This window comes from Erythrobacter sp. W302b (genome assembly GCF_046452395.1).
GTDB lineage: Bacteria > Pseudomonadota > Alphaproteobacteria > Sphingomonadales > Sphingomonadaceae > Erythrobacter.
The window spans coordinates 49,178-72,115 of sequence record NZ_JBKFDH010000004.1 but is presented as its reverse complement, the minus strand read 5'-3'; the positions used below and the strand labels follow the sequence as shown (position 1 = coordinate 72,115).

Below are 22,938 nucleotides of genomic sequence, written 5' to 3'. Positions count from 1 at the left end.
TGCCCGCTCCTCATTTGCCCATCAAGTGCCGCTGTCTGTTCGACAAAAGCTGTCGTGGCCGCTAGGAATTCCGGCCATGGACAAGATGAAAATGCACAGCCCGGACCTGTCTCAGGACAACGTTGCCAAGATCCGCGCCCTTTTCCCTGATTGCGTGACAGAGGCCGCCGACGAGCAGGGCAACATCCGGCTCGCCGTTGACTTCGATCAGCTGCGCCAGACGCTTTCGGATCACATCGTGGAAGGCCCGCAGGAGCGTTATCGGCTCGACTGGCCTGGCAAGCGCGAGGCGCTTCTCACTGCCAATGCCCCCATCGCCAAGACCCTGCGGCCCTGCCGCGAGGAGAGCGTGGACTTCGACACCACCCAGAACCTCTTCATCGAAGGCGACAACCTCGATGCGCTGAAGCTCCTTCAGGAAAGCTATCTTGGTAAGGTAAAGCTGATCTACATCGATCCACCCTATAACACCGGCAAAGACTTCATTTATCGAGATAAGTTTTCGTCTTTGAAGGCCCAGTACGAGAATCTTACTGAGCAGCGCGACGCCGACGGCGGTCTGCTGGTAGCTAATCCTGAAACCAAGGGGCGGTACCATTCCGACTGGCTCACTATGATCTACTCTCGCCTGAAGGTTGCGAGAAACCTGCTAGCAGAGGACGGTCTGATCTTCATCAGTATCGACGATGTGGAACAGGCTGCCCTGAAGCAGCTCTGTGCAGAAATATTCGGTGAGAAGAACTTTATTGCCCAGCTGACTTGGGAAAAGGGCCGAAAGAACGACGCGAAATTCTTTTCACTCGGCCATGAGTACATGCTTGTGTATGCACGCAATCAGCTGGTGCTGCGTGAGCGAGGCGAAATTTGGCGCGAGGAAAAGCCTGGCGCTAAAGAAATTTGGGATGAATTCGTACGCCTGCGCAGCATATACGCTGACAATTTCGGTCAAATGGAAAAGGCCTTGTCGGAGTGGTACTCCGATTTACCGAAGTCTCACCCATCGAAAAAGTGGTCGCGGTATAAGCGCATCGACAAGAACGGACCTTGGCGAGACCGCGACATCTCGTGGCCGGGCGGTGATGGCCCTAAGTACGATGTGATCCACCCTGTCACAAAGCTGCCTTGTGCAGTTCCCGAGGCTGGATGGCGTTATGCTTCGCCCGATGAGATGCAGCGGCAGATCAAGCTTGGACTGGTAGAATTTCGCGCTGACCACACCGAGCCGCCCTTCCGCAAAGCCCATATTCGTCCGATCCCCGAGGAGTGTGACGACATCGACGAAGGCGATGAAGGTGAGGGCGGTGAAGAAGGGGAGTCTGAATTCGCCACTCAGGTCCGAGCGTCAGTGATTTATAAGCAGTCCCAAGTTGCGGTTAAATATTTGCGGAGTCTGATGGGTGGCAAAGTTTTTAGCAACCCAAAAGATCACGATGAACTTGCTAAGATTTTTGCTTACGCTACGCCGCGCAACCCGGACGCAATAATCATGGATTTCTTCGCGGGCTCAGGGAGCGCAGCCGAAGCAGTTTTTACCGCGAATGCGACCGCTGGTACCAATTACAAGTTCGTGGTGGTGCAGTTGCCTGAAGACCTTGATAAGGCCGCTGCGGCAACGTCGGGCACAGCCAAGAAGACGGTGCAAAACGCCATCAAATTGCTCGACAAGTTGGGTAGGCCGCACCTGCTTTCCGAAGTGACTAAAGAGCGCATTCGCCTCGCGGGCATGGAAGCCTTGAAGGGGGATGTCAGTGAGGGCTGGAACCGAGACGTCGGTTTTCGCGTGCTGAAGATCGACAGCTCTAACATGAGCGACGTCTACTACCGTCCCGATGAGGTGAGCCAAGACGAGCTCTTCGGGCAAGTCGACAGCGTGAAGCCGGACCGCACCGGCGAGGATTTGCTGTTTCAGGTGCTGATCGATTGGGGCGTGGAGCTGACCCTGCCGATCAACCGCGAAACCCTGCACGGCAAGACCGTCTACTCTGTCGATGGCAATGCGCTGATCGCCTGTTTCGACACCGGCGTCACCGATGAGTTGGTGAAGGAAATCGCCGCCCGCGCACCACTGCGCGCCGTGTTCCGCGACACCAGCTTTGCCCGCGATGCCGATCGCATCAACGCCGAGCAGCTCTTCCGCCAGCTCTCGCCGGGCACCGAACTGAAGGCCATCTGAGCGATGGATCAGGCCGTACTCACTTCTCTGCTCGCCCAGCTCATCGCCAATTGGGAGGATGAGGTGGTGGAGTTCAAGGAGGCTGGGAAGGACTACGACACCGATAAGATCGGGCGCTATTTCTCGGCGCTGTCAAATGAAGCCAATCTGCGCAACGCAGAGCGTGGATGGCTGGTTTTCGGTGTCAATGACAAGACCCGAAAGGTGGTCGGTACAGCCTATCGTCCCGAGATTGAGCGTCTCCTCAGTCTCAAGAACCAGATGCGCGACGGTACTGAGCCGAGTGTCACACTTCGAAACATTCATGTACTGATCGACGGGGATGGGCACCGGGTCATTCTTTTTGAGATCCCTGCCGCACCTCGTGGCATGCCCATCAGTTGGAGCGGGCACTATTATGCCCGAGCCGGCGAAAGCCTAATGCCCTTGGGGCTCGACAAACTCGATGAGATCCGCGGCCAGACCATTGCAACGGATTGGACGGCACAGGTTGTTGAGGGGGCAACGCTGGCCGACCTTGACCCAAAGGCGATTTCTGTTGCGCGAGAACGATTTGCAGAGAAGCATGCACGTCGGGTCTCGTCAGAAGAAGTGGCAGGCTGGAGTGACGCAACCTTCCTCGACAGAGCGAAAGTTACCCAGAATGGCGCGATAACCCGCGCAGCACTGCTGCTGCTTGGCAAGATGGAGGCGGCAGGGAAGCTAAGTCCGCACCCGGCCGAGATCACATGGAGCCTGCGCGGGGAAGAGCAGGCCTATGAGCATTTCTACCCGCCGTTTTTGCTCACATCCTCCGAGGTCTTTGCCCGCATCCGGAACGTGCAGATCCGCATCCTGCCACAGGACCAGCTGCTGGCGCATGAGGTGTCGAAATATGACCAAAGCGTGGTTCTTGAGGCCCTGCACAACTGCATCGCCCACCAGGACTACACCCGCAACGGCCGTATCGTCGTCACCGAATACCTCGATAGGCTGACTTTCGAGAGCGAGGGCGGTTTCGTGGATGGCGAGCCCACGGATTATGCCACTGGTGCCCGCTCGACACCGCGCCGCTATCGTAACAGCTGGCTGGTTCAGGCAATGGCCGAGCTCAATATGATCGACCAGATGGGGTATGGCATTCAGCGCATCTATGAGGCGCAGCGGAGGCGGTTCTTCCCGTTGCCCGATTATGATGTGAAGGATCCGACCGCGGTCAGCCTGACAATTCATGGCCGCGTTGTCGACCCCGCCTACAGCCGCTTGCTGATGCAGCAGACCGAGCTTGATCTGGTCGATGTCGTCAATCTCGACCGGGTGCAGAAAAAGCTGCCCATTACCGACGACGCCATCAAGCACCTGCGCCGCCGGAAGCTCATCGAGGGGCGCAAACCGAACTTCCATGTCTCAGCGACGGTGGCAGCGGCAACGGCCACTATGGCCGACTATGTCCGCACCCGCGCGCAGGATGATGAGTTCTATGCTAAGCTACTGACTGACTATCTCGCGGGCGCGGGCCGTGCCACACGCCGGGAGGTCGATCAGCTGTTGCTCGACAAGCTGAGCGACGCCCTCACGCCCGAACAGCGCACCAAGAAGATTGCCAACCTACTCACCAAGCTGCGTCGGCAGGGGGTGATCGTGAACATGGGTCCGCGGGCGGCGCCGCAATGGATGCTTGCAGAAAGAAAGCCGCGATGATTACGGCATTTTGCAGAAAGGTCGGGCGGATAAGTCCTAGGGATTCCGTCGTTTCCCTCTTTCTGCACAGTGGAAAATTCTCTCTCCAAAGTTATGAATGCAGAAAGGGCCTGCGTCGGCCATGAAGCTCAAATTCAAGGTTCAGCCCTACCAGACCATGGCCGTCGACGCGGTGGTCGATTGCTTTGCGGGCCAGCCCTTCAGCGTCGGTCCGGCCTACAGGATCGACCCGGGCAAGCGGAACCAGGCAGAGGCGTTTGACGATGAAGGGTTCCGCAACCCGGATATCGCGCTCACCGACGCGCAGTTGCTGACGAACATCAACGCGGTCCAGCGCCGACAAAATCTCCCACAATCGCCATCCCTGACCAGCTTTGTCACGCGGGACGCGAAGGGCAGGGCGGTGCCCGCTCCGGCTGCCTATCTCAAGAATATGGCCGCCGCCGCACCGCTTCATCTCGATGTCGAGATGGAAACGGGGACCGGCAAGACCTACTGCTACATCAAGACGATGTTCGAGCTGAACCGGCGCTATGGCTGGTCGAAGTTCATCATCATCGTCCCGAGCATCGCCATCCGCGAGGGTGTCGCCAAGTCGCTTTCGATCACAGCGGAGCACTTCACCGAGACCTACGGGAAGAAGGCCCGCTTCTTCATCTACAACTCGAAGCGCCTGCACGAGCTGGAGAGCTTCTCCTCCGATGCCGGACTGAACGTGATGGTCATGAACATCCAGGCCTTCAACGCCAGCGGCAAGGATAACCGCCGCATCTATGACGCCCTCGATGACTTCCAGTCACGCAAGCCGATCGATGTGATCGCCGCCAACCGGCCGATCCTGATCCTCGATGAGCCGCAGAAGATGGAAGGCAAGGCCACGGTCGAAGCGCTTCCCAAGTTCCGCCCCCTGTTCATCATGCGTTATTCGGCAACGCACCGGACCGAACACACCAAGATCCACCGGCTCGATGCGCTGGACGCCTACAACCAGAAGCTGGTGAAGAAGATCCAGGTCCGGGGTATTGCGCTGAAGGGACTGACCGGCACGACGGCCTATCTCTATCTTGAGGGGATTGAGACAGTCGGCCGCGGCAAGGGCGGCCCATTTGCCCGCTTAGAGATGGAGGTCAAGGACACCACTGGGACGATCAAGCGCCGGCTGAAACGCCTCAGGTTCCGCGATGACCTCTACGATCTGTCAGGCGGGCTCGACCAGTACCGTGACTTCGTCGTGTCGCAGATCGATGCCACCGCCGACACTGTCGAGTTTACCAATGGGATCACGCTTAAGGCAGGCGAGGCTTATGGCGACCTCTCGGAGCGGGACATCCGGCGGATTCAGATCCGCGAAACGATCCGCGCCCATCTTGAAAAAGAGCGTCAGCTCTTCGCCCAAGGGGTCAAGGTGTTGTCGCTGTTCTTCATCGACGAGGTAGCCAAGTACCGCGACTACAGCCGTGACGATCAGAACGGCGAGTATGCCCGCATGTTCGAGGAAGAATATGCCGAGGCTGTTGCGCTTGTGCTCGCGGAACTACCTCTCGAAGAAGCAGCTTGGCGGAAGCACCTCGAGGCGATCCCTGTAGCCAAGACACACGATGGCTATTTCTCGATCGACAAGAAGACCAAGCGGTTGAAGGATCCAGAATTCAGGGTCATCAAGGATGAGGAAACTGGAAAAAAGACCGAGAAGTCTGATGATAGCGACGCTTATGATCTGATCCTCAAAAACAAGGAACGGCTGCTCTCATTCGAAGAGCCGGTCCGTTTTTTGTTCTCGCATTCTGCGCTCCGGGAGGGTTGGGATAACCCGAACGTGTTCGTCATGTGCATGCTGAAGCAAAGTCTCAACATGACCTCCCGCCGGCAGGAAGTCGGCCGCGGTCTCCGACTGGCCGTAGACCGGTTTGGCGATCGGCTTGATCATCCCGCGACCGTCCACGACATCAATATTCTCTCGGTTATCGCGAGCGAAAGCTACACTGATTTCGTAGCGGGACTGCAAAAGGAGATCGCCGAAAGCCTCTCCGCCCGGCCGCGCAAGGCCAGCCAAGCCTTCTTCGTGGGTAAACAGCTGCACACGCCGGAAGGGCCCGTGACTGTCACCGACCAGATGGCGACGCAGATTCACCGTTACCTGATCAAGCATGACTATATCGACGACGCAGATCAGATCACGGACACCTATTATACTGCGAAGGCCGAGGGCACTTTGGCCGTGCTGCATGACGATCTGGTCCCGTACCAGGCTGAGGTCTTCAGCCTGATCGACAGCGTCTACAGTGATGCCGCTCTTCCCAAGTTCGAGGACGGACGGAAGCCCAAGCGCAACCCGCTGAACGACAATTTTCACAAGGGTGCCTTCCAGGAACTCTGGAGCCGGATCAACCGAAAGGCTGTCTACCGCGTGGAGTTCGACACGGCGGAGCTGGTCCAAAAATGTATCAGTGCCCTCAACAGCGAATTGCGCGTGACCAAGCTGCAATACACCGTGCAGACGGGGATCCAGTCGGACAAGGTCACCGATGAGCAATTGCGGGGTGGGACTGGTTTCAGCGTCACGCGCAACGAAACCGTCCAGGCCGCGTCGGCCCGCTCGGCGGTGAAGTACGATCTTTTGGGGAAAGTCTCAGACGCGACCGACCTCCTGCGGCAGACCGTGGCCCAGATCCTCACCGGCATCGAGCCTGCGATCTTCGACCAATATCGCGCCAATCCCGAGCACTTCATTTCTGAGGCGGCGCGGCTGATCAAGGAACAGAAGGCTGGGCACCTGATCGAGCAGCTCGTCTACGATCCGATCGATGAGCGCTATGACGCCGACATCTTCACTGCGGCGGAGATCGGCCAGGATTTTTCCCGGGCGACCGAGCGGCTAAAGAACCACGTCTTCGACTATTGCATCACAGATTCCGGGGTCGAGCGCGACTTCGTCGGGGAGCTGGATACAAGTGCGGAGGTCGAAGTCTATGCGAAGCTGCCTCGCGGCTTCCTGATCCCAACCCCTGTGGGCGACTACAATCCCGATTGGGCCATTGTGTTTCGCGCCGGTGCCGTGAAGCACATCTATTTCGTCGCCGAAACCAAGGGGTCGATGTCGTCACTTGCGCTTCGAGACCTCGAGCGGGCGAAAATCGACTGCGCCAAGAAGTTCTTCGCCAAGCTAGCGGAATCGAACCCGACGCCCAATGTCAGGTACGGGGTAGCTGATAGCTACAACAAGCTGATGGAGATCGTGACGACTTGATCACTGCCCCCGCGCCTCTCAGCTCGCCCGAATAAGGCGCGGTCAAAGTCCACCCCGTCGGATCGTCCGATACACGGTCGGCCGCGAGACCTTGAACAGCTTGCCGAGGTCGCTGATCGAGTATTCGCCGGTCGCGTGCATCTTGAGGAGCTCGCGCTGCTGCAGGTCGGACAGCTTCGGCGGCTTGCCGCGGAGCTTGCCCTTGTCGCGGGCGATCTTCATGCCTTCGCGGGTCCGCAGGCGGATGAGGTCGCTCTCGAATTCGGCGAAGGTCGCGAGGATGTTGAAGAACATCCGGCCCATCGGGTCGTTGGGGTCGTAGACCTGCTTGCCGAGCGCGAGGCTGACGCCGCGTTTCTCCAACTCATCTGCGATCGCCCGCGCGTCCGGCACCGACCGGGCGAGGCGATCGAGCTTCGGCACGACCAGCGTTTCGCCGGCACGCACTGCTGCCAGCGCCTGGGCGAGGCCGGGGCGGTCGCGGTTGCGGCCGGTCAGGCCGTGGTCGGTGTAGATGCGGTCCTCGGGGACGCCGAGTTCGATCAGCGCCCGACGCTGGGCGGTGAGGTCCTGCTTGTCGGTCGAGCAGCGGGCATATCCGATGAGGGTGTTGGTCATTTGTAACGGATGAGGCCCCTGTGTGAGAAAATAAAGCGTACCACCTTAATGAGAGAGCGGGCAAGTCGGATTTGCGGAGGGCAGGGGGGTCTGACCTCTGCCCCCTCAAAAGTGTCCGGTGAGCGATCGAAATCGGGCGAAGGATGTGGAAAGCTAGGGGTGATCAGCGGCCACTGTCACCCCAGACCCGGTCATTTACGATTACCAGAATGGATGTTTGGTTTTACCAGAAGCCACCAAGCTGATTTCCGCATCGCCATGGGTCCTCGCTTATTACTGAAAATGATTGGAAACCTACAGATCTGGATCCGCGCGCTGCCGCCGAGTCTCGGCTACAACACGCAGCAGTGTGAGCTCGCGCTCACGCGGGAAAGAAAATCTCGTGGGGAAGAATGCGTCGCGCGATTGGCATCGGGTCGAAGGTCCCACAGCAGGTCCCCAGAGCAGCTAGATCGCCTGGAATGTGGATGTCTTACATGAAGCCGTGACGGACGATCACGCGGTAGAAGCCCTCACCCTCTTCACGTACCTCGGCGCGGGTGGCGGGATCAACCTAGCACACAGCCTCGACCTTCACCGTCACGTTTAGCACCCGCGCATGCAGCACCTGATTGTGCTTGAGGTTGTGGAGCAGCGCGCTCGGCACCCCCCTTAGACGGGGCGGACAGGTAGACTGCGGTCTTGCGTACTCGGTGGACCGACTTGGCGACCGAGGCGATGAAGGCATTCAGCGTCAGATCACCCTCGGCCATACGCTCGCGGATGATACGGCGGCCCCTGGGCATTCGAGCTGTTCGGCCAGGTCAGGTCGCGGTGCCCGAGCAAGTTGGCTGGCGGCATTTTCTGATCGAGAAACGACTACTGGAGCTCGGCGGGGATGGATTTCGCTCTGCAATCAAGAACCGGCGAAGGTGTGGCATGAAGACGGAGCCGGCGTTTGCAGAGATCCTGAACCTCAGAGGCGATCCATATCAAGCTCTTCTAGACATCGAATCATGGTCGAACGATGCACTCACCCGCCTCTTGCCCGACACAGACGACCGTCATTCCACCGAGCTCTAGCTAGGTCGACCTCGCCACAGGGCCGACGTTGCGCCCACGCACCCTGCATGCAGTCGCCTAAGCTGCTGCTTCGACCGAGTGAGCGATCGCTCGCTGTGCATCGAGCGCCTCGATCCGCCGCGTGAGTGCACTTCGAATGCTGCCGAACGCCGATGCGCCCAGCGTCAAACGCAAGGGCGCCTCGTCCCGATCGACCATTTCAATCATCCGATCCACCACCTTGGCAGCATCCCCGGTGATCGCGAACGCCCCCGAGGTGATCCCGCGTCGTACCTCCCCGGCAGGTGTGCTGTCATAGACTCGCATCGGCGCAGGCCGGACCAGCCCTGCGGCGAAGCCCGTCCCCGTCGGCCCGGGCTGCACCAAGGTGAACTTGATGCCGAACGGGTCGACTTTCTGTGCGACCGCTTCGACGAAGCCTTCGATGCCCCACTTGGTCGCGTGGTAGAGGCTAAAGCCGGGATAGGCGATTTGCCCACCCTCCGACGAAAGCTGAAGGATACGCCCACCGCCCTGAGCTCGCATATGCGGTAGCGCTGCACGGATGAGCGCGATCGAGCCGACCAGGTTGGTATGGATTATGTCATGGACCTGCTCGTCACTTGCCTCTTCCGCGGCTCCAAGAACACCGTAACCGGCGTTGGAAACTACAACGTCAATCCGGTTTAGCGCGGCGAAAGCGCGATCGATTACATCGCGCACGGCCTTGGAGTCCGTGACGTCAAGCGTCCCGACCCACAAACGCTCCCCATACAAGGCGCTGAGGTGGTCGAGTGCCCTAGGGCGGCGGATCGTCGCCGCCACGCGGTCTCCGCGCTGGAGAAGCCGCTCTGTCAATATCCGACCAATGCCTGATGAGGCACCTGTGATAAGCCATGTGCGGGACACAATGTTCCTCCTTCAGTCTTGTAGCATCTAGAGCTTTTCCACCAGCCGGTGGGCGACAGTCGCCGACGAAGCCGGGTTCTGCCCCGTGATCAGGAGGCCGTCCTCGACAACATAGGGTTCCCAGTCGGGGCCATTCGACCACAGACCGCCCTTTGCCTTCAGCTCCTCCTCCACCAGGAACGGCACGACCTCAGTCAGGCCGACCGCTTCTTCCTCGCTGTTGGTGAAGCCGGTGACCTTCTTACCCCCGACGAGCGGCCGGCCATCGGGCGTCTGGACGTGGCGCAGCACGCCTGGAGCGTGGCAGACCAAGGCAACCGGTCTATTGGCGGCTAGGAAACTCTCGATCAGCGCGCGCGAGTCCGGGCTCTCAGCGAGATCCCACATCGGACCATGGCCACCCGGATAGAAGACCGTTTCGAAATCGCCGACCTTGATATTCGCGAGCTTCACGGTGTTCGCCAGCGCCTTAGCCGCTTCTGGATCGGCTTCGAACCGTCGCGTGTCTTCCGTCTGGAAAGCGGGCTCGTTGCTCTTGGGGTCGAGCGGTGGCCGACCACCCTTAGGGGACGCCAGGGTGATTTCGAACCCGGCATCCTTGAAGACATAATAGGGAGCGGCGAGCTCCTCGAGCCAGAAGCCCGTCTTCCGTCCAGTCTCGCCGAGCTGATCATGCGAAGTCAAGACCATCAGAATCTTCATGAGTTCATTCTCCAGGGTTGTTGAAGCGACGCCTGCATTCGCGCCGGTCGGGGTCGCGTCGGCAGCGTTGCTGCCGCGCTCGTTCGGCCATGATTTGCCCATCCTTGGCGATCTGGCTCAGCAGGCGAGATCGCTCCAAATCTTCGAGTTTCTTGAGGTCACGGCGGCGCTGCTGCGCGAGCATGCAGTCGGTGAACTCGACAGTGCCGAACCTCGCTCCGAACTCGTGGCAGATAGCTCGGTCTCGTTGAAGATCCCTGTCGCGTTGACCAGCGCTTGCCGCACTTTCCGGCAGTGGGAGTCCGAGCAGGGCGGCTAAGCATAGCCCCGTTATCGATGTCCGTGTCGCGATCGGAAGACTTGGCAACATATTGTCCACTTCGTGTAGCGAAAGGTAGTGAGCCGCTAAGCCCCACCGCGTGGGCTGAGGCTAGGCACCGAATGCGCCGTCGATCGTGTGCATCGCCCCAGTGACGAAGCCGGCCTCTGGCCCTGCGAGCCAGGCGACCATCCCGGCGACCTCCTCAGGCCGTCCGTGGCGCTTTATCGCCATGAAGCCGTGCATCAGGTCCCGGTTCGGACCGTTCTCGGGATTGGCGTCCGTATCAATGGGACCCGGTTGCACGACGTTGATTGTGATCCCGCCCGGCCCGAAATCACGGGCGAGGCCGCGCGCCATTCCCTGCAGGGCGGACTTGGTCAGAGCGTAAGCGGCCATGCCTGGAACGGGCATGCGATCGCCGTTCACCGAGCCGATCACGATTATTCGACCTCCCTCCGGCATCTGCCGCGCTGCCTCGACCGACGCGTGGAAGGGCGCATGAACATTAACCCTCAAAAGTCGGTCGACCTCGTCAGGATCATGCTCCCGCGCGTCACCGTAGATGGCATAGCCGGCATTCACCACGAGCACGTCAAGCGGTCCGCTATCGCGCACGCGGGCGATTACCGCGTCTCGGTCACCGCTGTCGGTCAGGACGGCGGTGCTGCCGGTTTCGGATGCCAGCCGCTGGGCGGCATCGCGCGAACCGAAGTAAGTGAAGGTGACGTTGGCGCCCTCGTTCGCGAACCGGCGAACGATCGCTGCGCCGATGCCACGGCTTCCACCAAGCACGAGAACGGATTTGCCTTGGAGCATAGACACGGTTTCATCCTTGATAATTTGTACTGCGCACTACATAAAATCGGCTCCGAAGGCGGTCAAGGTTTATTATAGTGATCGATATAAAAAAGGTACGCGGTCGGGGTCGCCCAAGGCGGTTCGACCCAGAGGAGGCCCTCGTGACGGCCCAGCACCTCTTCCATGTGCGCGGCTATGACGCTGTCAGCATCGCTGAGCTGACTGCGGCGCTGGGGATCAACCCGCCAAGCTTCTATGCCGCATTCGGCAGCAAGGCCGCGCTGTTCCATCGCGTGCTCGACCGTTGGGCTGGCTCGGGGGCGATCCCGCTCACCGACATGCTGCAACCGGACCGTCCGGCTGCTGAAGCGCTTTCGGCTCTGCTGGAGGCGGCTGCGCGCCGGTACGCGGCCGACCCCGCCGCCACCGGTTGTCTTGTCCTGGAAGGCACGCGCTGTGACGATCCCGAGGCGCGCCGAGCGGCGCTTTCGTTCAACCAGGCCGGTGAAGCCGTGATCCGCGAGTATATCAAAGCTCGTCATCCAGAAGAAGCTCAGCGGCTAGCCGATTTCGTGAGCACGACAATGTCCGGGCTGTCCGCCAAAGCTCGCCACGGGCACAGCCTGGAACAATTGCTCGCGACGGCTCGGCTTGCCGCATTGGCTATCGAGCAAGCTCTTTCGGATCAATTGCGGACTGTGACAAAAAGGAATCCTCAGCAGTAAGCTGAATGCGACGCGACCATCTCAGAGTAAATGTCTGAATGAGACCTATACGCGGTCATCTGCGAACGCCGCCGTGGGTGTCAGGTTCCGCCCCAGAGTCGGTCGTTCGCTCGCTGAAAAACGAATGGCCGCTCCTGCCGAAACCGGTTATCCGCGCGCTGCGAAGCCGTCTGGCGATCACGCTCTGCGATCCGACCGCTGCAGTGATATCCATTTTTTCTGAGGGGCGGGCGCATCGCTTGCGTATAGAACACTTGCAACACGGAGATTGCCTGTGTCCGAACTTGATTCATCCCTGCGACAACTCGCAAGCTTGCCCGTTCCTGCGGGCCTCGAGCTGATTGACGATGCAATTATCGCAGGGTTTGCCGCGCAACGCCGCGAAGCATCGTTTGGCAAGCGCGCGACATTCTTAGCTGGGGCCTTTGCTTTGTTGCTGGGCCTGACCACCGGTGGGCTTGTGACCGGGCCGCCTGCACAGGCGCAGGGGATCGCGCCGTTTGCCTCCGACAATCCTCTCGCACCCTCGAATCTTCTGGATGTTCATCCGTGACGAAACCTGCGTGGTTGGCTTTGCTCATCGTGGTCGCCTTCACTGCCGCGTTTGCGGGAACCTTTTTGGGTCAGAAGTTGCTCAACAATGGCAAGCAAAGCGAGACTGAGCTACATGCGTTGCTGCACGGCGACCTCGACCTGGACGCAGCGCAAGCGGCGAAGATCGAGGCAATCGAGCAGCGTTTTGCGACACGCCGCAAGGCGCTGGAGCTCGATATGAGGGCGGCCAATGCGCATTTGGCCGAAGCCATGGAGGCCGAGCACGGCTACGGCCCCGAAGTCACAGCAGCCGTCGATCACACGCACCACGTCATGGGCGAGATGCAGAAGGAAACGCTCGAACACCTCTTCGAAATGCGCTCCGTTTTAAGGCCCGATCAGGCCGCGGCATTTGACCGGGCTGTGACCAAGGCTCTCGCCCCCGATACTAAGTGAGCCTCCCGCTTGCCGAGGGGAGCGATGCCGAAGTGGTGGCACTGGCGCTCATCGGACGGCAGGATGCCTACCGGGAACTGCTCGCCCGCTACCGCGAGCCGATCTACCGCTTCATCCGTGCTTCGACCGGTGACGCGCAAGAGGCGCTCGATCTTACACAGGACACCTTCATTGCCGCATTTTCGGCACTCGAAGGCTACGATCGTTCACGGCCGCTTCTGACTTGGCTCAGGCGGATTGCGCTCAACAAATGCCGCGATTGGGGGCGCAGGCGCCGGCTGCGTACGATGCTGTGGCGCACAGATCCGATCGATGCGGCCCATGACATGCCCGACGATGCTATCGCGCCAGACGTGCAGACGGCCGACCGCGCCGAGCTCGCGCGGGTCAATGCAGCAATAGTGCGGCTGCCGGCACGTCTGCGCGAAACCTTGATCCTGCGAACCGTCGAGGGCCTTGGTCAGGCTGAGACAGCCGACGTGCTTGGTATCAGCGAAAAAGCGGTCGAGACGCGGCTCTATCGGGCGCGCAGCAAGCTCAGTGAGCTTCTGGCAAACGAGGGTGGGCGTCAGAAATTTTGAGGGGTGTGCCGCGCTTATGCGTAATGCTGGGTATGGACCATCTGACACTTTCACGCCGTCACCTGCTTTCAGGGCTGGGAACCGTCTCCGCTCTCGCCGCCGTGCCTGCCTGGGCGCAAGGGCATTCGATCCACCGCATGCGCGGCGGCTCGCCGATCCGTGTGGGCTTCGACGAGGTTTCAGGCGCAGTGATCGATCTCACTGTCGGCCACGGCCCTCGGACGGTGCAAGGGCGCAAGGGGCACGGGGTCGCAGTCAACGGCTCGGTGCCTGGGCCGCTGATCCGCCTGCGCGAGGGGCAGAATGTCCGACTCAATGTCACCAACACACTCGATACCGATACCTCGATCCACTGGCATGGGCTGCTCGTGCCATTCCACATGGACGGTGTTCCGGGCATCAGCTTTCCCGGAATCAGGCCGGGTCAGACCTTCCCCTATGAATTCCCGATCCGGCAGTCGGGCACATACTGGTATCACAGCCATTCGGGGCTTCAGGAACAGCAGGGGCAGTACGGCCCGCTGATTATCGACCCGGCGGGCGACGAGCCTGCCGCGTATGATCGCGATTACATCCTTCTTTTGAGCGAATTCACCCCGCTCGATCCGCATTTCATCATGGATCGGCTTCGCAAGGGCGAAGGCTACTTCAACTATCAGCAGACCAGCTGGGCCGACGATTACCCGCTGACCGCCGCCGACCGCCGGATGTGGGCGGAAATGCGGATGCCTGCGACCGATATCGCCGATGTGACGGGATCCACCTATACCTACCTCGCCAATGGACGCGGGCCGAAGGAAGGGTTGGAATACCTTTTCAAGCGGGGCGAGCGGGTGCGGCTTCGTGTCATCAACGGCGCGGCGCAAAGCTTCTTCAACCTGCGCATCCCCGGCCTTGCCATGACGGTCATCGCAGCCGACGGACAGAACGTGAAACCGGTCGAAGTTGACGAGCTCCAGATCGGCACCGCCGAGATTTACGATGTGATCGTCACCCCGCGCGACGCGGAGGCCTATACCATTATCGCCGAGAGCATGGACCGCTCCGGCATGGCGCTCGCAACGCTGGCGAGCCGCCCCGGCGCGCGCGCTGCCATCCCTCCGCCGAGAAAGCCGCCGCTGCTCGACATGGGCGACATGGGGATGAACCATGGTGATAGCGGTCACGGCGGCGGCGGCCATTCTATGGACGGCATGAAGATGCGCGACACGCTGCTGTTGCCGCCCGACGTGAAGGTGGGGCCAGGGATCGACATGGTCTCCATGGCTCCGGTGGACAAGATGGGCGATCCCGGTCTCGGTCTGCGCGATGTCGACCATCGCGTGCTCAATTACCGCATGTTGTCGGCATTGGAGCCCAACGCAGACACGCGTGAGCCCTCACGCCTGGTGGAACTACATCTCACCGGCAATATGGAACGCTACATGTGGTCATTCGACGGCGAGATGTATTCCGCAGTCAGCGATGTCCCGATCCGCTTTGCCTGGAACGAGCGGGTTCGGGTCAAGCTCATCAACAACACCATGATGGCGCATCCGATCCACCTTCACGGGATGTTCTTCGAGCTGGTCAATGGCGAGGATGCCGCCCATCAGCCCCGCAAAAACGTCGTCATTGTCCAGCCTGGAGCGAGCGCACAGTTCGACCTGACCGCCAATGAACCGGGCGACTGGGCGTTTCACTGCCACCTGCTCTACCACATGCATGGCGGGATGATGCAGACCGTAACGGTGATGGGTCCGGAGAGCGGACAATGAAACGCGCCCTCTCGATTGTCCTGCTGCTGAGCACCGCGCCGGCGCTCGCACAGCATCAGGGTCATGCTCTGCCCAAGCCGGCCGGGGCAGAGGTGAAGGCTGATCCACATGCCGGTCACGACATGGGCGATCAGCCCGCCCCCGAAACAGGCGACCCGCATGCCGGCCACGATACTGGCGAGCAGGCCGAAGCCGAAGCTGCTGATCCCCCCGCAGGCCATGGTATGGGCGCTCCATCGGACGGAAATGCCGAGCCGATGGACGGCATGGACCACAGCACTAGGGACCATGGCGCGGGCATGGCTGCACCAACCGCCTCACCAGGTCCGGACATGGAAACCCCGCCGCCGCCGGAGGCCGGGAGTGGACCGCCGCGCGCCGCCGATGCGATCTGGGGCGCTGAGACGATGGTAGCATCGCGCAACGACCTGCGCAGGACGCATGGTGACTTTCCGGTGTTCTGGTTCCAGGGCGACAGACTGGAGACGCAGGTGCGCGGCGGCGAGGACGCCTACTTGTGGGATATCCAGGGTTACTACGGCGGCCCCACCGAGCGCCTCTGGTTCAAGAGCGAGGGCGAAGGCGAATGGGGCTCCTCGCCTGAGGATGCCGAGGTTCAGGCGCTCTTCTCGAAGGCTTTCAAGCCGTTCTGGGATTTCCAGGCGGGGATCCGCCAGGACATCGGTGGGCCGGACACCACCCATGCCGTGATCGGCGTGCAGGGCTTGGCACCCTACATGTTCGAGGTCGATGCTGCGCTGTTCCTGTCGCACCGCGGCGATTTAACCGCACGGGTCGAGGCCGAGGTCGATCAGCGCATCACCCAGCGCCTGATCCTTCAGCCGCGGATCGAGGCCAACCTGTCAGCGCAGGACATTCCCCTGCTCGGCATTGGCGCGGGGCTCGACCAGATCGAGGTCGGCGCGCGGCTGCGGTACGAGATCCGTCGCGAATTTGCGCCCTATATCGGCATCGAGCAGTCCTGGCGGACCGGCCAAAGTGCTGACTTCGCGCGAGCACGCGGTGAAGACCTCTCCGCTACCAGCTTCATCGCCGGCATCCGTTTCTGGTTCTGATCAACACGAAGGATAAACTCACATGAAGATCGCATCACTATTTGCCGCCCTGACGATTGCGGCATCCCCGCTCGCTTTGCCCGCTACCGCGCTGGCGCATACCAAGGTGGTCGCCTCGACCCCGGCTGAGGGCGCGACGGTCGCAAGCGCGCGAACCGTCTCGTTGACCTTCAGCGAAGCCCTGCTGCCGCCCACTGCTGCAGCCAGCATCGTCATGACTGCGATGCCCGGCATGGCAAATCACGGCGAGATGGCGATCCGAAACTTCAAGACCGCATGGTCGAACGACAACAAGACCATGACTCTCAATCTGGCAAAGCCACTGCCTAAAGGCACCTATGAGGTTCGCTGGCAGGCAGCCGGGGCTGACGGTCACCGCATGAAGGGCACCGTCACGTTCATCATCGGCTGAACCGGTGGCAGAGGGGGATTTTCTCGGACTGGTCCTGCGGGTTGCGCAATATGCGCTGCTGCTGGGCCTGTTCGGATGGTCGGCTTTCTGGTTGTTTGGCCTGCGAAGCGTCGACTGGCTAAGGGTTGACCGCGCGCCAAACTTTGCTGTTCTGGCGGCTCTTGCCGCACCGGTTGTATCAGCGGCGCTGATGCTGATATCGATCGCTGCGATGATGGGCGTGCCGGTCGTCGAACTCGATCTGCCGATGATCGAAGCGATGATCTTGGGCACCGACATGGGGTTTGCCTTCCTTGTCCGCTCAGGGCTGCTCCTAACGGGGCTGGCCGCTATTCTTGCGCTCCGAAACCGCCAGGCAGCGCTGGCATTTGCGGCGGGCTGCTACGGTTGCGCCCTTGTGACTCTAGGTTGGAGTGGTCATGCTGCTGCAACCGAAGGCGGATTGGGGCTGTTCCATCGCCTTAACAACGGCATCCATCTGGTCAGCGCGAGCCTGTGGCTTGGAGCAATCGGTTGGTTCCTTGTTCTGACATTCCGATGCTACAAGGATCCTGACGAGGCAAAGGCGCATGCGGTGCGCAGGGCCATGCACGCCTTTGCACCTACGGGGATATCACTGGTTGCGCTTGTCGCGGTTACCGGAACAGTCAACTCTCACCTGATCTTCGGTTTACCGAACGTCGCGGCGACCTTTGCAACGCCATACGGCATCCTGCTGGCAATCAAGCTGGCCTTAGTGGCAGCTATGGTAGCCTTCGGCGCGCATCATGCGCGCGTGAGCAGGGGCGCTGCAAAAGCTGTGAGGGATGGCAATGTCTATCCCGCTCAAGCCTTGGGTGCGTTGCAGCGCACCCTTATTGCCGAATTCCTGCTCGGGCTCTTGGTCATTGGCTTGGTCGCGGTCTTCGGAACGATGTCGCCGACGATGATGTAAGCGGCCTTCGATCAGGATGGGGAGTATTCGTCAGGGATCCGAAACTTAGTTAGTGCCAATCGGATTGAACGCGGCGATGATGGGGCACGGCCCGACCTCTTCGGCTGCGCAGGCTTCCGCCAGACGGATGAGAGCACCGCGCATGGTCTGCAAGTTCGCGATCTTTTCATCAAGTGCAGCGATGCGGCTGTTTGCAAGCGCCTGCGCCGCCGGGCGGTCTGCCGTGTCCAGCGCCAGCAAGGTCGCTATCTCTTCGAGCGTGAAGCCCGCCGTCTGCGCGGCGCGAATTGACCGCAGGCGATCAAGGTCATCAATCCCGTACCGCCGCGGCCCTTGCGCGCGCGGCGGTTCGACCAAGAGCCCGCGCCGCTGATAATATCGGATTGTCTCAACGTTCACGCCGCCCGCGCGAGCGAATTCGCCGATCTTCATAAAGGCACTTGATCCCGTATCATGGTACGGAGTTTATAGCAGCCGCATTGCACGCGAATCAAAGGAAATCGCCAATGCCCCAATCTGCCAAAACAGCCGTGATTCACCGCATGGTCATGCCCAGCCATACCTGCCCATACGGCCTGAAATCGAGACACCTGCTTACGTCTCGCGGTTACGAGGTGGAGGACCATCACCTGACGACGCGGGAAGAAACCGACGCTTTCAAAGCCGAACATGGCGTCACTACAACGCCGCAGACCTTCATTGATGGGCAGCGGATCGGCGGCCACGATGACCTCCGTCGCTTTTTCGGCCTCAAGATCGCCGATCCCAGTGCGACCACCTATCGCCCGGTCATGGCGCTGTTTGCTATGACTGCATTCATGGCCGTGGCGGTTGGTATTGCCGCCGACGGCAACGCCATCAGTGTCCGCGTGGCCGAGTGGTTCATCGCTTTTTCGATGTGTGTCCTCGCGCTCCTCAAGCTGCAGGATGTCGACAAATTCGCGACAATGTTCCTCAATTATGACCTGCTGGCGCAGCGCTGGGTTCCATATGCGCGCATCTACCCCTTCGCAGAGGGTCTTGCCGGCGTCCTGATGGTAGCAGGCGTGCTGCACTGGGTCTCGATCCCGGTAGCACTGTTCATCGGCACGATCGGCGCGGTTTCCGTGTTCAAGGCGGTCTACATCGACCGGCGCGAGCTCAAGTGCGCATGCGTCGGGGGATCGAGCAACGTTCCGCTTGGTTTCGTTTCGCTGACCGAGAACCTGATGATGATCGCGATGGCGCTCTGGATGGCAGCGAAGATGGTTATCTGACGATCGCCGAGGAGAACGATTACGTTGAGGAGCAAGGCATGACACAGCTCACCGCCAACCAGCGGACAATGCACGCTATCGCTGCAGCACTTGCAGAAGAATATCGTATGGGGGAAGAGGCTTCGCGGCAGGGTGATGTCCCGCTGGCATGGCACCATCTTGGGCGTGCGCACATCCTCGCTCAGACGCGCCTTGGCGCGCATTGCGTATCGCTCCGGAGAATGCTCGCTTTTGCTGTTCAGCTCCGCGACTGGCCGGAAGCGGCAGGACAGCTCCTGCGGCTCGCACTTGTACCGCTCGGCAATCTGACGGGGCGCCTGCCAATCGGCAACACCGGACGCAGCACGGTGAGCGCCTTTACCGCGATGGATATTCCGTCTGACCTGCGTGCGATAATCGACCGCACGCCCGATTGACTCTTCACGGCGCGACCTTGCGCCACCGTTCCAACGAAAGACTTGATGTGATCCACCGCTTCCACGCTGCGCTGCTGCTTGGCATGGCTTGCGTCCTTGCTGCGCCTGTGCCTGCTTTTGCGCAGGCGCTTCCCGAAGAGTCGGCACACCGCCGCGAAGTCGCTGAACACGATCACGAGAGAGAGGAAGAACAAGAAGTCGAGATCATCGTTCAGGGCACGCGCCTCGGGAGGCGCTTGCAACATGAGCCGCTGCGGGTCGAGGTAACCGCGGGCGAGGAGATCGAGGAAAACGCGCTGATGCGCCCCGGCAATATCGCAATGCTGGTGAACGAAATCGGAGGGGGCCGCGTGCAGGTGACATCGCCCGCGCTCGGCGCTGCCAATGTCAGGATACAGGGGCTTGAGGGCCGCTACACCCAGTTGCGCCACTCATAGCCGGAAGTGAGTAGGAACCTGATGCCATGCTTAGTGAGTATGCCTTTTGGCGTCATCGCTCTCTTGGTTTCCACCTTGGTTGCTCGGACTTTCCGCGGCCATGTCTTTGCAGCAACAACAACCGTTGCCCTTCGCCATCATTTCGCAGCATGCCATCTTCTTTTCGGCTGCAGGGGCAGGCGAGCTTTTTGATGCCGGTGCCGATTGGGTAGCAACGCTCACTGCGATAATGGTAGATAAAATCATTACCTGACTCCTAGCCCTTTACGGATATCGCACGCGCGAACTTCTTCGGCAACAGGTCGTTTCCTGGTTGGCGTGTTTCAGGAAACGAACCAATAGCCGCCAACTTCAGTGCCCAGCAGGCGCCTGTCCCCTTCCGGCAATACCGGTCATTCGGCATGCCGTTTAGCAACGACGGCTTTGTCCCAGATCAAGCCATTCCGAGCCTTATCCAAGTGCGCGCGGGTGCTCAGTTTAGCAGATTGACTTGCCGGTATGCGGACGCGTGGTTGACTTCCGAAAAGGTGTCCGCACGGCGATATTGTCATCTCGGGGGGCGGATTTCTGCCAAAAGCGCCACACTGAGGCGCGTTGTAGCACTTATGGCATGCGAGCCTGAAAATAGCTCGGTTGATGAACTGTATCCCACTTGTCATTTCATTGAAAAATGTAGGTCTGATGGCTATGGTGCGCTCATCGGGCAATCTAGCTGGCGTAGGATCTCATATGACCGTTCAGGTCAACATAACGCCCAATGGTCGGACGAGTCTCCCGGCTGACATCCGCAAGCGGCTCGGGCTCGTCGGCGGCAGCGCGGTCTATCTGGTCGAGACGCCGGAGGGTCTGGTTCTCCGAACAGCCGCACAGGCGGTTGCCCGCGCTCAGGCTTTGGCGAAGCGGTACACCGAAGGGAAGCCGGACGGATCCGTCGAGGCGTTCCTTGCCAAGCGCCGCGAGGACAGCGGAGAGTGAGCGAGATCGAATTGGATGCGTCCGCCCTGATTGCCATGCTGAAAGGGGAGAAGGACGCTGACAAAATCGCTGCCGCGATAGCAGATGCCCGGATCTGCACGATCAACTACGCCGAGGTGCTCACCCACTTCATCCATCTTGGCATGCCGGAGCGTGAGGTCGACGCCATGCTCGATCCGTTGCCGATGACAATCGTGCCGGCCGATAAGGCCTCGGCGCAGATGGCCAAGCGGCTGCGCGCCGCCACAGCCGGTCACGGGCTATCGCTCGGCGACCGTTTCTGCCTTGCGCTGGCGAAGCGTGACGGCCTTCCGGCGCGGACCAGCGACCAGAGCTGGAAGGCGGTCGCTGATGCCGCGAAAACCAAGGTCGCTGCTATTCGATGATGCTCAGAAACGAGGGCGGGGTGGTTGCCATCCCGCTGGAGTTCCACCAACATGATCCTGTCTGGCGGCTTCAACGGGTATCTCGCCAAAAGCGGAAATTCGCAAAGCGACCCCAAGTTAGACAGCGAGGCCGACGACGCTGTCGTTTCCCATTTCGTCTCAAGCGGTCACACTCTTGGCAGCGTTACAATCGCTAGCTGTGACGCCACCAAGAGAGAGACGCGGTTGTTCAAACCTGTGCCGAACCTCCGTCAACGAAGACCTCAGTGCCGGTCATGAAGCTGCTGTCGCCGCTCGCTAAGAACAGTGCGACACCTGCGATCTCTTCAGGATTACCAAGTCGGCCGAGCGGCGTTTGCGCTACGAGGCTTGCAATGAACGCCTCTTCCTGATCGGACGTGCTAGCGATGCCGTGAAGACCGGGTGTCGAGGTCGCCCCCGGCGAAAGCACGTTGACGCGGATGCCACTATCTTTGAGATCAAGCGCCCAGCTTCGCGTGAAGTTACGGATTGCAGCTTTGCTTGCACTGTAGACACTGAACGCCGACGTGCCCTTTGATCCGGTCGTCGAGCCAGTGAGAATTATCGATCCTCCCGCCTTCATCAGCGGTAGTGCCTTCTGCACAGTGAACAGCGTGCCGCGGACATTGGTGTCGAAGATGCGGTCGAAATGCTCTTCCGTAATCAATCCTAGTGGTGCCACGTCGCCGATGCCAGCATTCGCAAACAATATGTCCAGACCGCCACGCTGGTCGCGCACGACGGTGAACAGTCGTTCGAGGTCTTCCAAGTTGGCAATGTCACCTTGAAGCCCCTCGATAGACCCGCCGATCTCGGCCACTGCTTTATCTAATTCGGGTTTTCGACGCCCGGTGATGAAGACGTGTGCGCCTTCCGTCACAAACCGCTTGGCGGTCGCAAGTCCGATGCCGCTGTTGCCGCCGGTGATGACAGCCGTCTTACCCTGAAGCCTACCCATGTGTTTCTCCTACAATTGCGAACGACGCTGAGGTAGACATTCACTGCCCTACGTTCCAGTATGCACCTTTTGGTAAGTACCGGAGGGAATATGCAAGACATTGTGTTCAGTTGCGGTCTGGATGTCGCGCTGTCGGTGATAGGCGGGAAATGGAAGCCCCTCATCCTGTACCATTTGGCACATGGAGCGTGTCGCTATGGCCAACTCAAACGTATGGTCGGTAGCGTAAGCGACAAGGTGCTTATTCAGCAGCTTAAGGAGCTTCAAGCGGATGGCGTGATAGACCGCCGCGACTATCAGCAAGTTCCCCCAAAGGTTGATTACTCACTGACGCCATTCGGGATGACTCTGGCCGATGCGCTTGCTCCACTATGCATTTGGGGCACCGAACACTCCGCAAAGGTTGGGCAACTCATCGCAAGTCGGACCGCCGCGAAATGAACGTCGCGGCGAGCTCAATCACAGTTGAAGGTCGGACACACATGGACCTCTAAGCAAACGCTTGTGAGCCAGTCGGGCGCCGG

General features: G+C 60.2%; 27 protein-coding genes. 20 read left to right on the top strand and 7 right to left on the bottom strand.

The window, feature by feature from the left end; all coding sequences use genetic code 11:
- The first annotated feature begins 76 nt into the window (after positions 1 to 76).
- The 3 genes from ACLBKT_RS16340 to ACLBKT_RS16330 all read left to right on the top strand — a co-directional run bounded on the left by ACLBKT_RS16340 (position 77) and on the right by ACLBKT_RS16330 (position 7,100).
- The gene (locus tag ACLBKT_RS16340; RefSeq protein ID WP_410184045.1) at positions 77 to 2,173 is read left to right on the top strand and encodes a site-specific DNA-methyltransferase; all 2,097 of its coding nucleotides are present in this window, start codon (positions 77 to 79) and stop codon (positions 2,171 to 2,173) included.
- Positions 2,174 to 2,176: 3 nt separating this feature from the next.
- Entirely contained in the window at positions 2,177 to 3,853 is a 1,677-nt protein-coding gene (locus ACLBKT_RS16335; protein ID WP_410184044.1) for an RNA-binding domain-containing protein, read from the top strand.
- A gap of 121 nt (positions 3,854 to 3,974) precedes the next feature.
- On the top strand, positions 3,975 to 7,100 hold the full coding sequence (locus tag ACLBKT_RS16330; protein WP_410184043.1) for a type III restriction-modification system endonuclease: 3,126 nt from the start codon (positions 3,975 to 3,977) through the stop codon (positions 7,098 to 7,100).
- Positions 7,101 to 7,142: 42 nt separating this feature from the next.
- On the opposite strand, the gene ACLBKT_RS16325 is transcribed toward ACLBKT_RS16330, so the two are convergent.
- Together ACLBKT_RS16325 and ACLBKT_RS16320 are read right to left on the bottom strand one after the other, a co-directional pair.
- Positions 7,143 to 7,718, bottom strand: coding sequence for a recombinase family protein (locus ACLBKT_RS16325; RefSeq protein ID WP_039330781.1), 576 nt, complete (start codon positions 7,716 to 7,718; stop codon positions 7,143 to 7,145).
- A 553-nt stretch (positions 7,719 to 8,271) separates the two neighbouring features.
- Positions 8,272 to 8,445, bottom strand: a complete 174-nt coding sequence (locus tag ACLBKT_RS16320; RefSeq protein ID WP_410184042.1) for a KUP/HAK/KT family potassium transporter — start codon at positions 8,443 to 8,445, stop codon at positions 8,272 to 8,274.
- Here ACLBKT_RS16320 and ACLBKT_RS16315 point away from each other — a divergent pair.
- A complete protein-coding gene (locus ACLBKT_RS16315) occupies positions 8,436 to 8,780 on the top strand; it encodes a DUF4269 domain-containing protein (protein WP_410184041.1) in 345 nt (114 codons plus the stop codon). The genes ACLBKT_RS16320 and ACLBKT_RS16315 overlap by 10 nt on opposite strands.
- 57 nt (positions 8,781 to 8,837) lie before the next feature.
- Here ACLBKT_RS16315 and ACLBKT_RS16310 read toward each other — a convergent pair whose 3' ends face one another.
- Together ACLBKT_RS16310 and ACLBKT_RS16305 are read right to left on the bottom strand one after the other, a co-directional pair.
- Positions 8,838 to 9,668 carry an SDR family oxidoreductase gene (locus ACLBKT_RS16310; RefSeq protein WP_410184040.1) on the bottom strand — a complete coding sequence of 277 codons (831 nt, stop codon included), beginning with the start codon at positions 9,666 to 9,668 and terminating at the stop codon, positions 8,838 to 8,840.
- A gap of 27 nt (positions 9,669 to 9,695) precedes the next feature.
- Positions 9,696 to 10,370, bottom strand: coding sequence for a type 1 glutamine amidotransferase domain-containing protein (locus ACLBKT_RS16305; RefSeq protein ID WP_410184039.1), 675 nt, complete (start codon positions 10,368 to 10,370; stop codon positions 9,696 to 9,698).
- On the opposite strand from ACLBKT_RS16305, the gene ACLBKT_RS16300 reads away from it, so the two are divergent.
- A complete protein-coding gene (locus tag ACLBKT_RS16300; RefSeq protein ID WP_410184038.1) occupies positions 10,369 to 10,689 on the top strand; it encodes a hypothetical protein in 321 nt (106 codons plus the stop codon). The two genes, ACLBKT_RS16305 and ACLBKT_RS16300, sit on opposite strands and share 2 nt — an antisense overlap.
- Positions 10,690 to 10,800: 111 nt before the next feature.
- Here the strand turns inward: ACLBKT_RS16300 and bdcA are convergent, their stop codons facing one another.
- Positions 10,801 to 11,514, bottom strand: a complete 714-nt coding sequence (bdcA, locus tag ACLBKT_RS16295; protein ID WP_410184037.1) for an SDR family oxidoreductase — start codon at positions 11,512 to 11,514, stop codon at positions 10,801 to 10,803.
- 137 nt (positions 11,515 to 11,651) lie between these two features.
- Here bdcA and ACLBKT_RS16290 point away from each other — a divergent pair, with 137 nt between their 5' ends.
- The 8 genes from ACLBKT_RS16290 to copD all read left to right on the top strand — a co-directional run bounded on the left by ACLBKT_RS16290 (position 11,652) and on the right by copD (position 17,965).
- Entirely contained in the window at positions 11,652 to 12,215 is a 564-nt protein-coding gene (locus ACLBKT_RS16290) for a TetR/AcrR family transcriptional regulator (RefSeq protein WP_410184036.1), read from the top strand.
- 274 nt (positions 12,216 to 12,489) lie between these two features.
- Positions 12,490 to 12,768, top strand: coding sequence for a hypothetical protein (locus ACLBKT_RS16285; protein WP_068351486.1), 279 nt, complete (start codon positions 12,490 to 12,492; stop codon positions 12,766 to 12,768).
- Positions 12,765 to 13,205 (top strand): Spy/CpxP family protein refolding chaperone, encoded by a 441-nt coding sequence (locus tag ACLBKT_RS16280; RefSeq protein ID WP_410184035.1) that lies wholly within the window; start codon positions 12,765 to 12,767, stop codon positions 13,203 to 13,205. The genes ACLBKT_RS16285 and ACLBKT_RS16280 overlap by 4 nt, the downstream gene beginning before the upstream one ends.
- Before the next feature lie 35 nt (positions 13,206 to 13,240).
- A complete protein-coding gene (locus ACLBKT_RS16275; protein WP_410184034.1) occupies positions 13,241 to 13,786 on the top strand; it encodes an RNA polymerase sigma factor in 546 nt (181 codons plus the stop codon).
- Between the two features lie 23 nt (positions 13,787 to 13,809).
- Entirely contained in the window at positions 13,810 to 15,543 is a 1,734-nt protein-coding gene (locus tag ACLBKT_RS16270) for a copper resistance system multicopper oxidase (protein ID WP_410184033.1), read from the top strand.
- Positions 15,540 to 16,619: a copper resistance protein B gene (locus tag ACLBKT_RS16265; RefSeq protein WP_410184032.1), complete on the top strand. Its 1,080-nt coding sequence runs from the start codon at positions 15,540 to 15,542 to the stop codon at positions 16,617 to 16,619. Before ACLBKT_RS16270 ends, ACLBKT_RS16265 begins: the two co-directional genes overlap by 4 nt.
- A 22-nt stretch (positions 16,620 to 16,641) precedes the next feature.
- On the top strand, positions 16,642 to 17,031 hold the full coding sequence (copC, locus tag ACLBKT_RS16260) for a copper homeostasis periplasmic binding protein CopC (protein WP_410184031.1): 390 nt from the start codon (positions 16,642 to 16,644) through the stop codon (positions 17,029 to 17,031).
- Positions 17,032 to 17,035: 4 nt separating this feature from the next.
- Positions 17,036 to 17,965 (top strand): copper homeostasis membrane protein CopD, encoded by a 930-nt coding sequence (gene copD, locus ACLBKT_RS16255; RefSeq protein ID WP_410184030.1) that lies wholly within the window; start codon positions 17,036 to 17,038, stop codon positions 17,963 to 17,965.
- Between the two features lie 45 nt (positions 17,966 to 18,010).
- Here copD and ACLBKT_RS16250 read toward each other — a convergent pair whose 3' ends face one another.
- Positions 18,011 to 18,397, bottom strand: a complete 387-nt coding sequence (locus tag ACLBKT_RS16250) for a MerR family transcriptional regulator (protein WP_410184029.1) — start codon at positions 18,395 to 18,397, stop codon at positions 18,011 to 18,013.
- A gap of 74 nt (positions 18,398 to 18,471) precedes the next feature.
- On the opposite strand from ACLBKT_RS16250, the gene ACLBKT_RS16245 reads away from it, so the two are divergent.
- From ACLBKT_RS16245 to ACLBKT_RS16220, 6 genes are all read left to right on the top strand, one after another.
- Positions 18,472 to 19,221 (top strand): MauE/DoxX family redox-associated membrane protein, encoded by a 750-nt coding sequence (locus tag ACLBKT_RS16245; protein ID WP_410184028.1) that lies wholly within the window; start codon positions 18,472 to 18,474, stop codon positions 19,219 to 19,221.
- Between the two features lie 38 nt (positions 19,222 to 19,259).
- Complete coding sequence (locus tag ACLBKT_RS16240; protein ID WP_410184027.1) at positions 19,260 to 19,637, top strand: DUF3703 domain-containing protein; 378 nt, start codon at positions 19,260 to 19,262, stop codon at positions 19,635 to 19,637.
- Between the two features lie 17 nt (positions 19,638 to 19,654).
- A complete protein-coding gene (locus ACLBKT_RS16235; RefSeq protein ID WP_410184026.1) occupies positions 19,655 to 20,074 on the top strand; it encodes a hypothetical protein in 420 nt (139 codons plus the stop codon).
- A gap of 79 nt (positions 20,075 to 20,153) precedes the next feature.
- Positions 20,154 to 20,327 carry a hypothetical protein gene (locus ACLBKT_RS16230; RefSeq protein ID WP_410184025.1) on the top strand — a complete coding sequence of 58 codons (174 nt, stop codon included), beginning with the start codon at positions 20,154 to 20,156 and terminating at the stop codon, positions 20,325 to 20,327.
- 476 nt (positions 20,328 to 20,803) lie between these two features.
- The gene (locus ACLBKT_RS16225) at positions 20,804 to 21,049 is read left to right on the top strand and encodes an AbrB/MazE/SpoVT family DNA-binding domain-containing protein (protein ID WP_410184024.1); all 246 of its coding nucleotides are present in this window, start codon (positions 20,804 to 20,806) and stop codon (positions 21,047 to 21,049) included.
- Positions 21,046 to 21,435: a type II toxin-antitoxin system VapC family toxin gene (locus ACLBKT_RS16220; protein WP_410184023.1), complete on the top strand. Its 390-nt coding sequence runs from the start codon at positions 21,046 to 21,048 to the stop codon at positions 21,433 to 21,435. The genes ACLBKT_RS16225 and ACLBKT_RS16220 overlap by 4 nt, the downstream gene beginning before the upstream one ends.
- A 229-nt stretch (positions 21,436 to 21,664) precedes the next feature.
- Here the strand turns inward: ACLBKT_RS16220 and ACLBKT_RS16215 are convergent, their stop codons facing one another.
- Positions 21,665 to 22,414: an SDR family NAD(P)-dependent oxidoreductase gene (locus ACLBKT_RS16215; protein WP_410184022.1), complete on the bottom strand. Its 750-nt coding sequence runs from the start codon at positions 22,412 to 22,414 to the stop codon at positions 21,665 to 21,667.
- A gap of 90 nt (positions 22,415 to 22,504) precedes the next feature.
- Between ACLBKT_RS16215 and ACLBKT_RS16210 the strand changes: the two genes are divergently transcribed.
- On the top strand, positions 22,505 to 22,855 hold the full coding sequence (locus tag ACLBKT_RS16210) for a winged helix-turn-helix transcriptional regulator (RefSeq protein WP_410184021.1): 351 nt from the start codon (positions 22,505 to 22,507) through the stop codon (positions 22,853 to 22,855).
- Positions 22,856 to 22,938 lie beyond the last annotated feature (83 nt).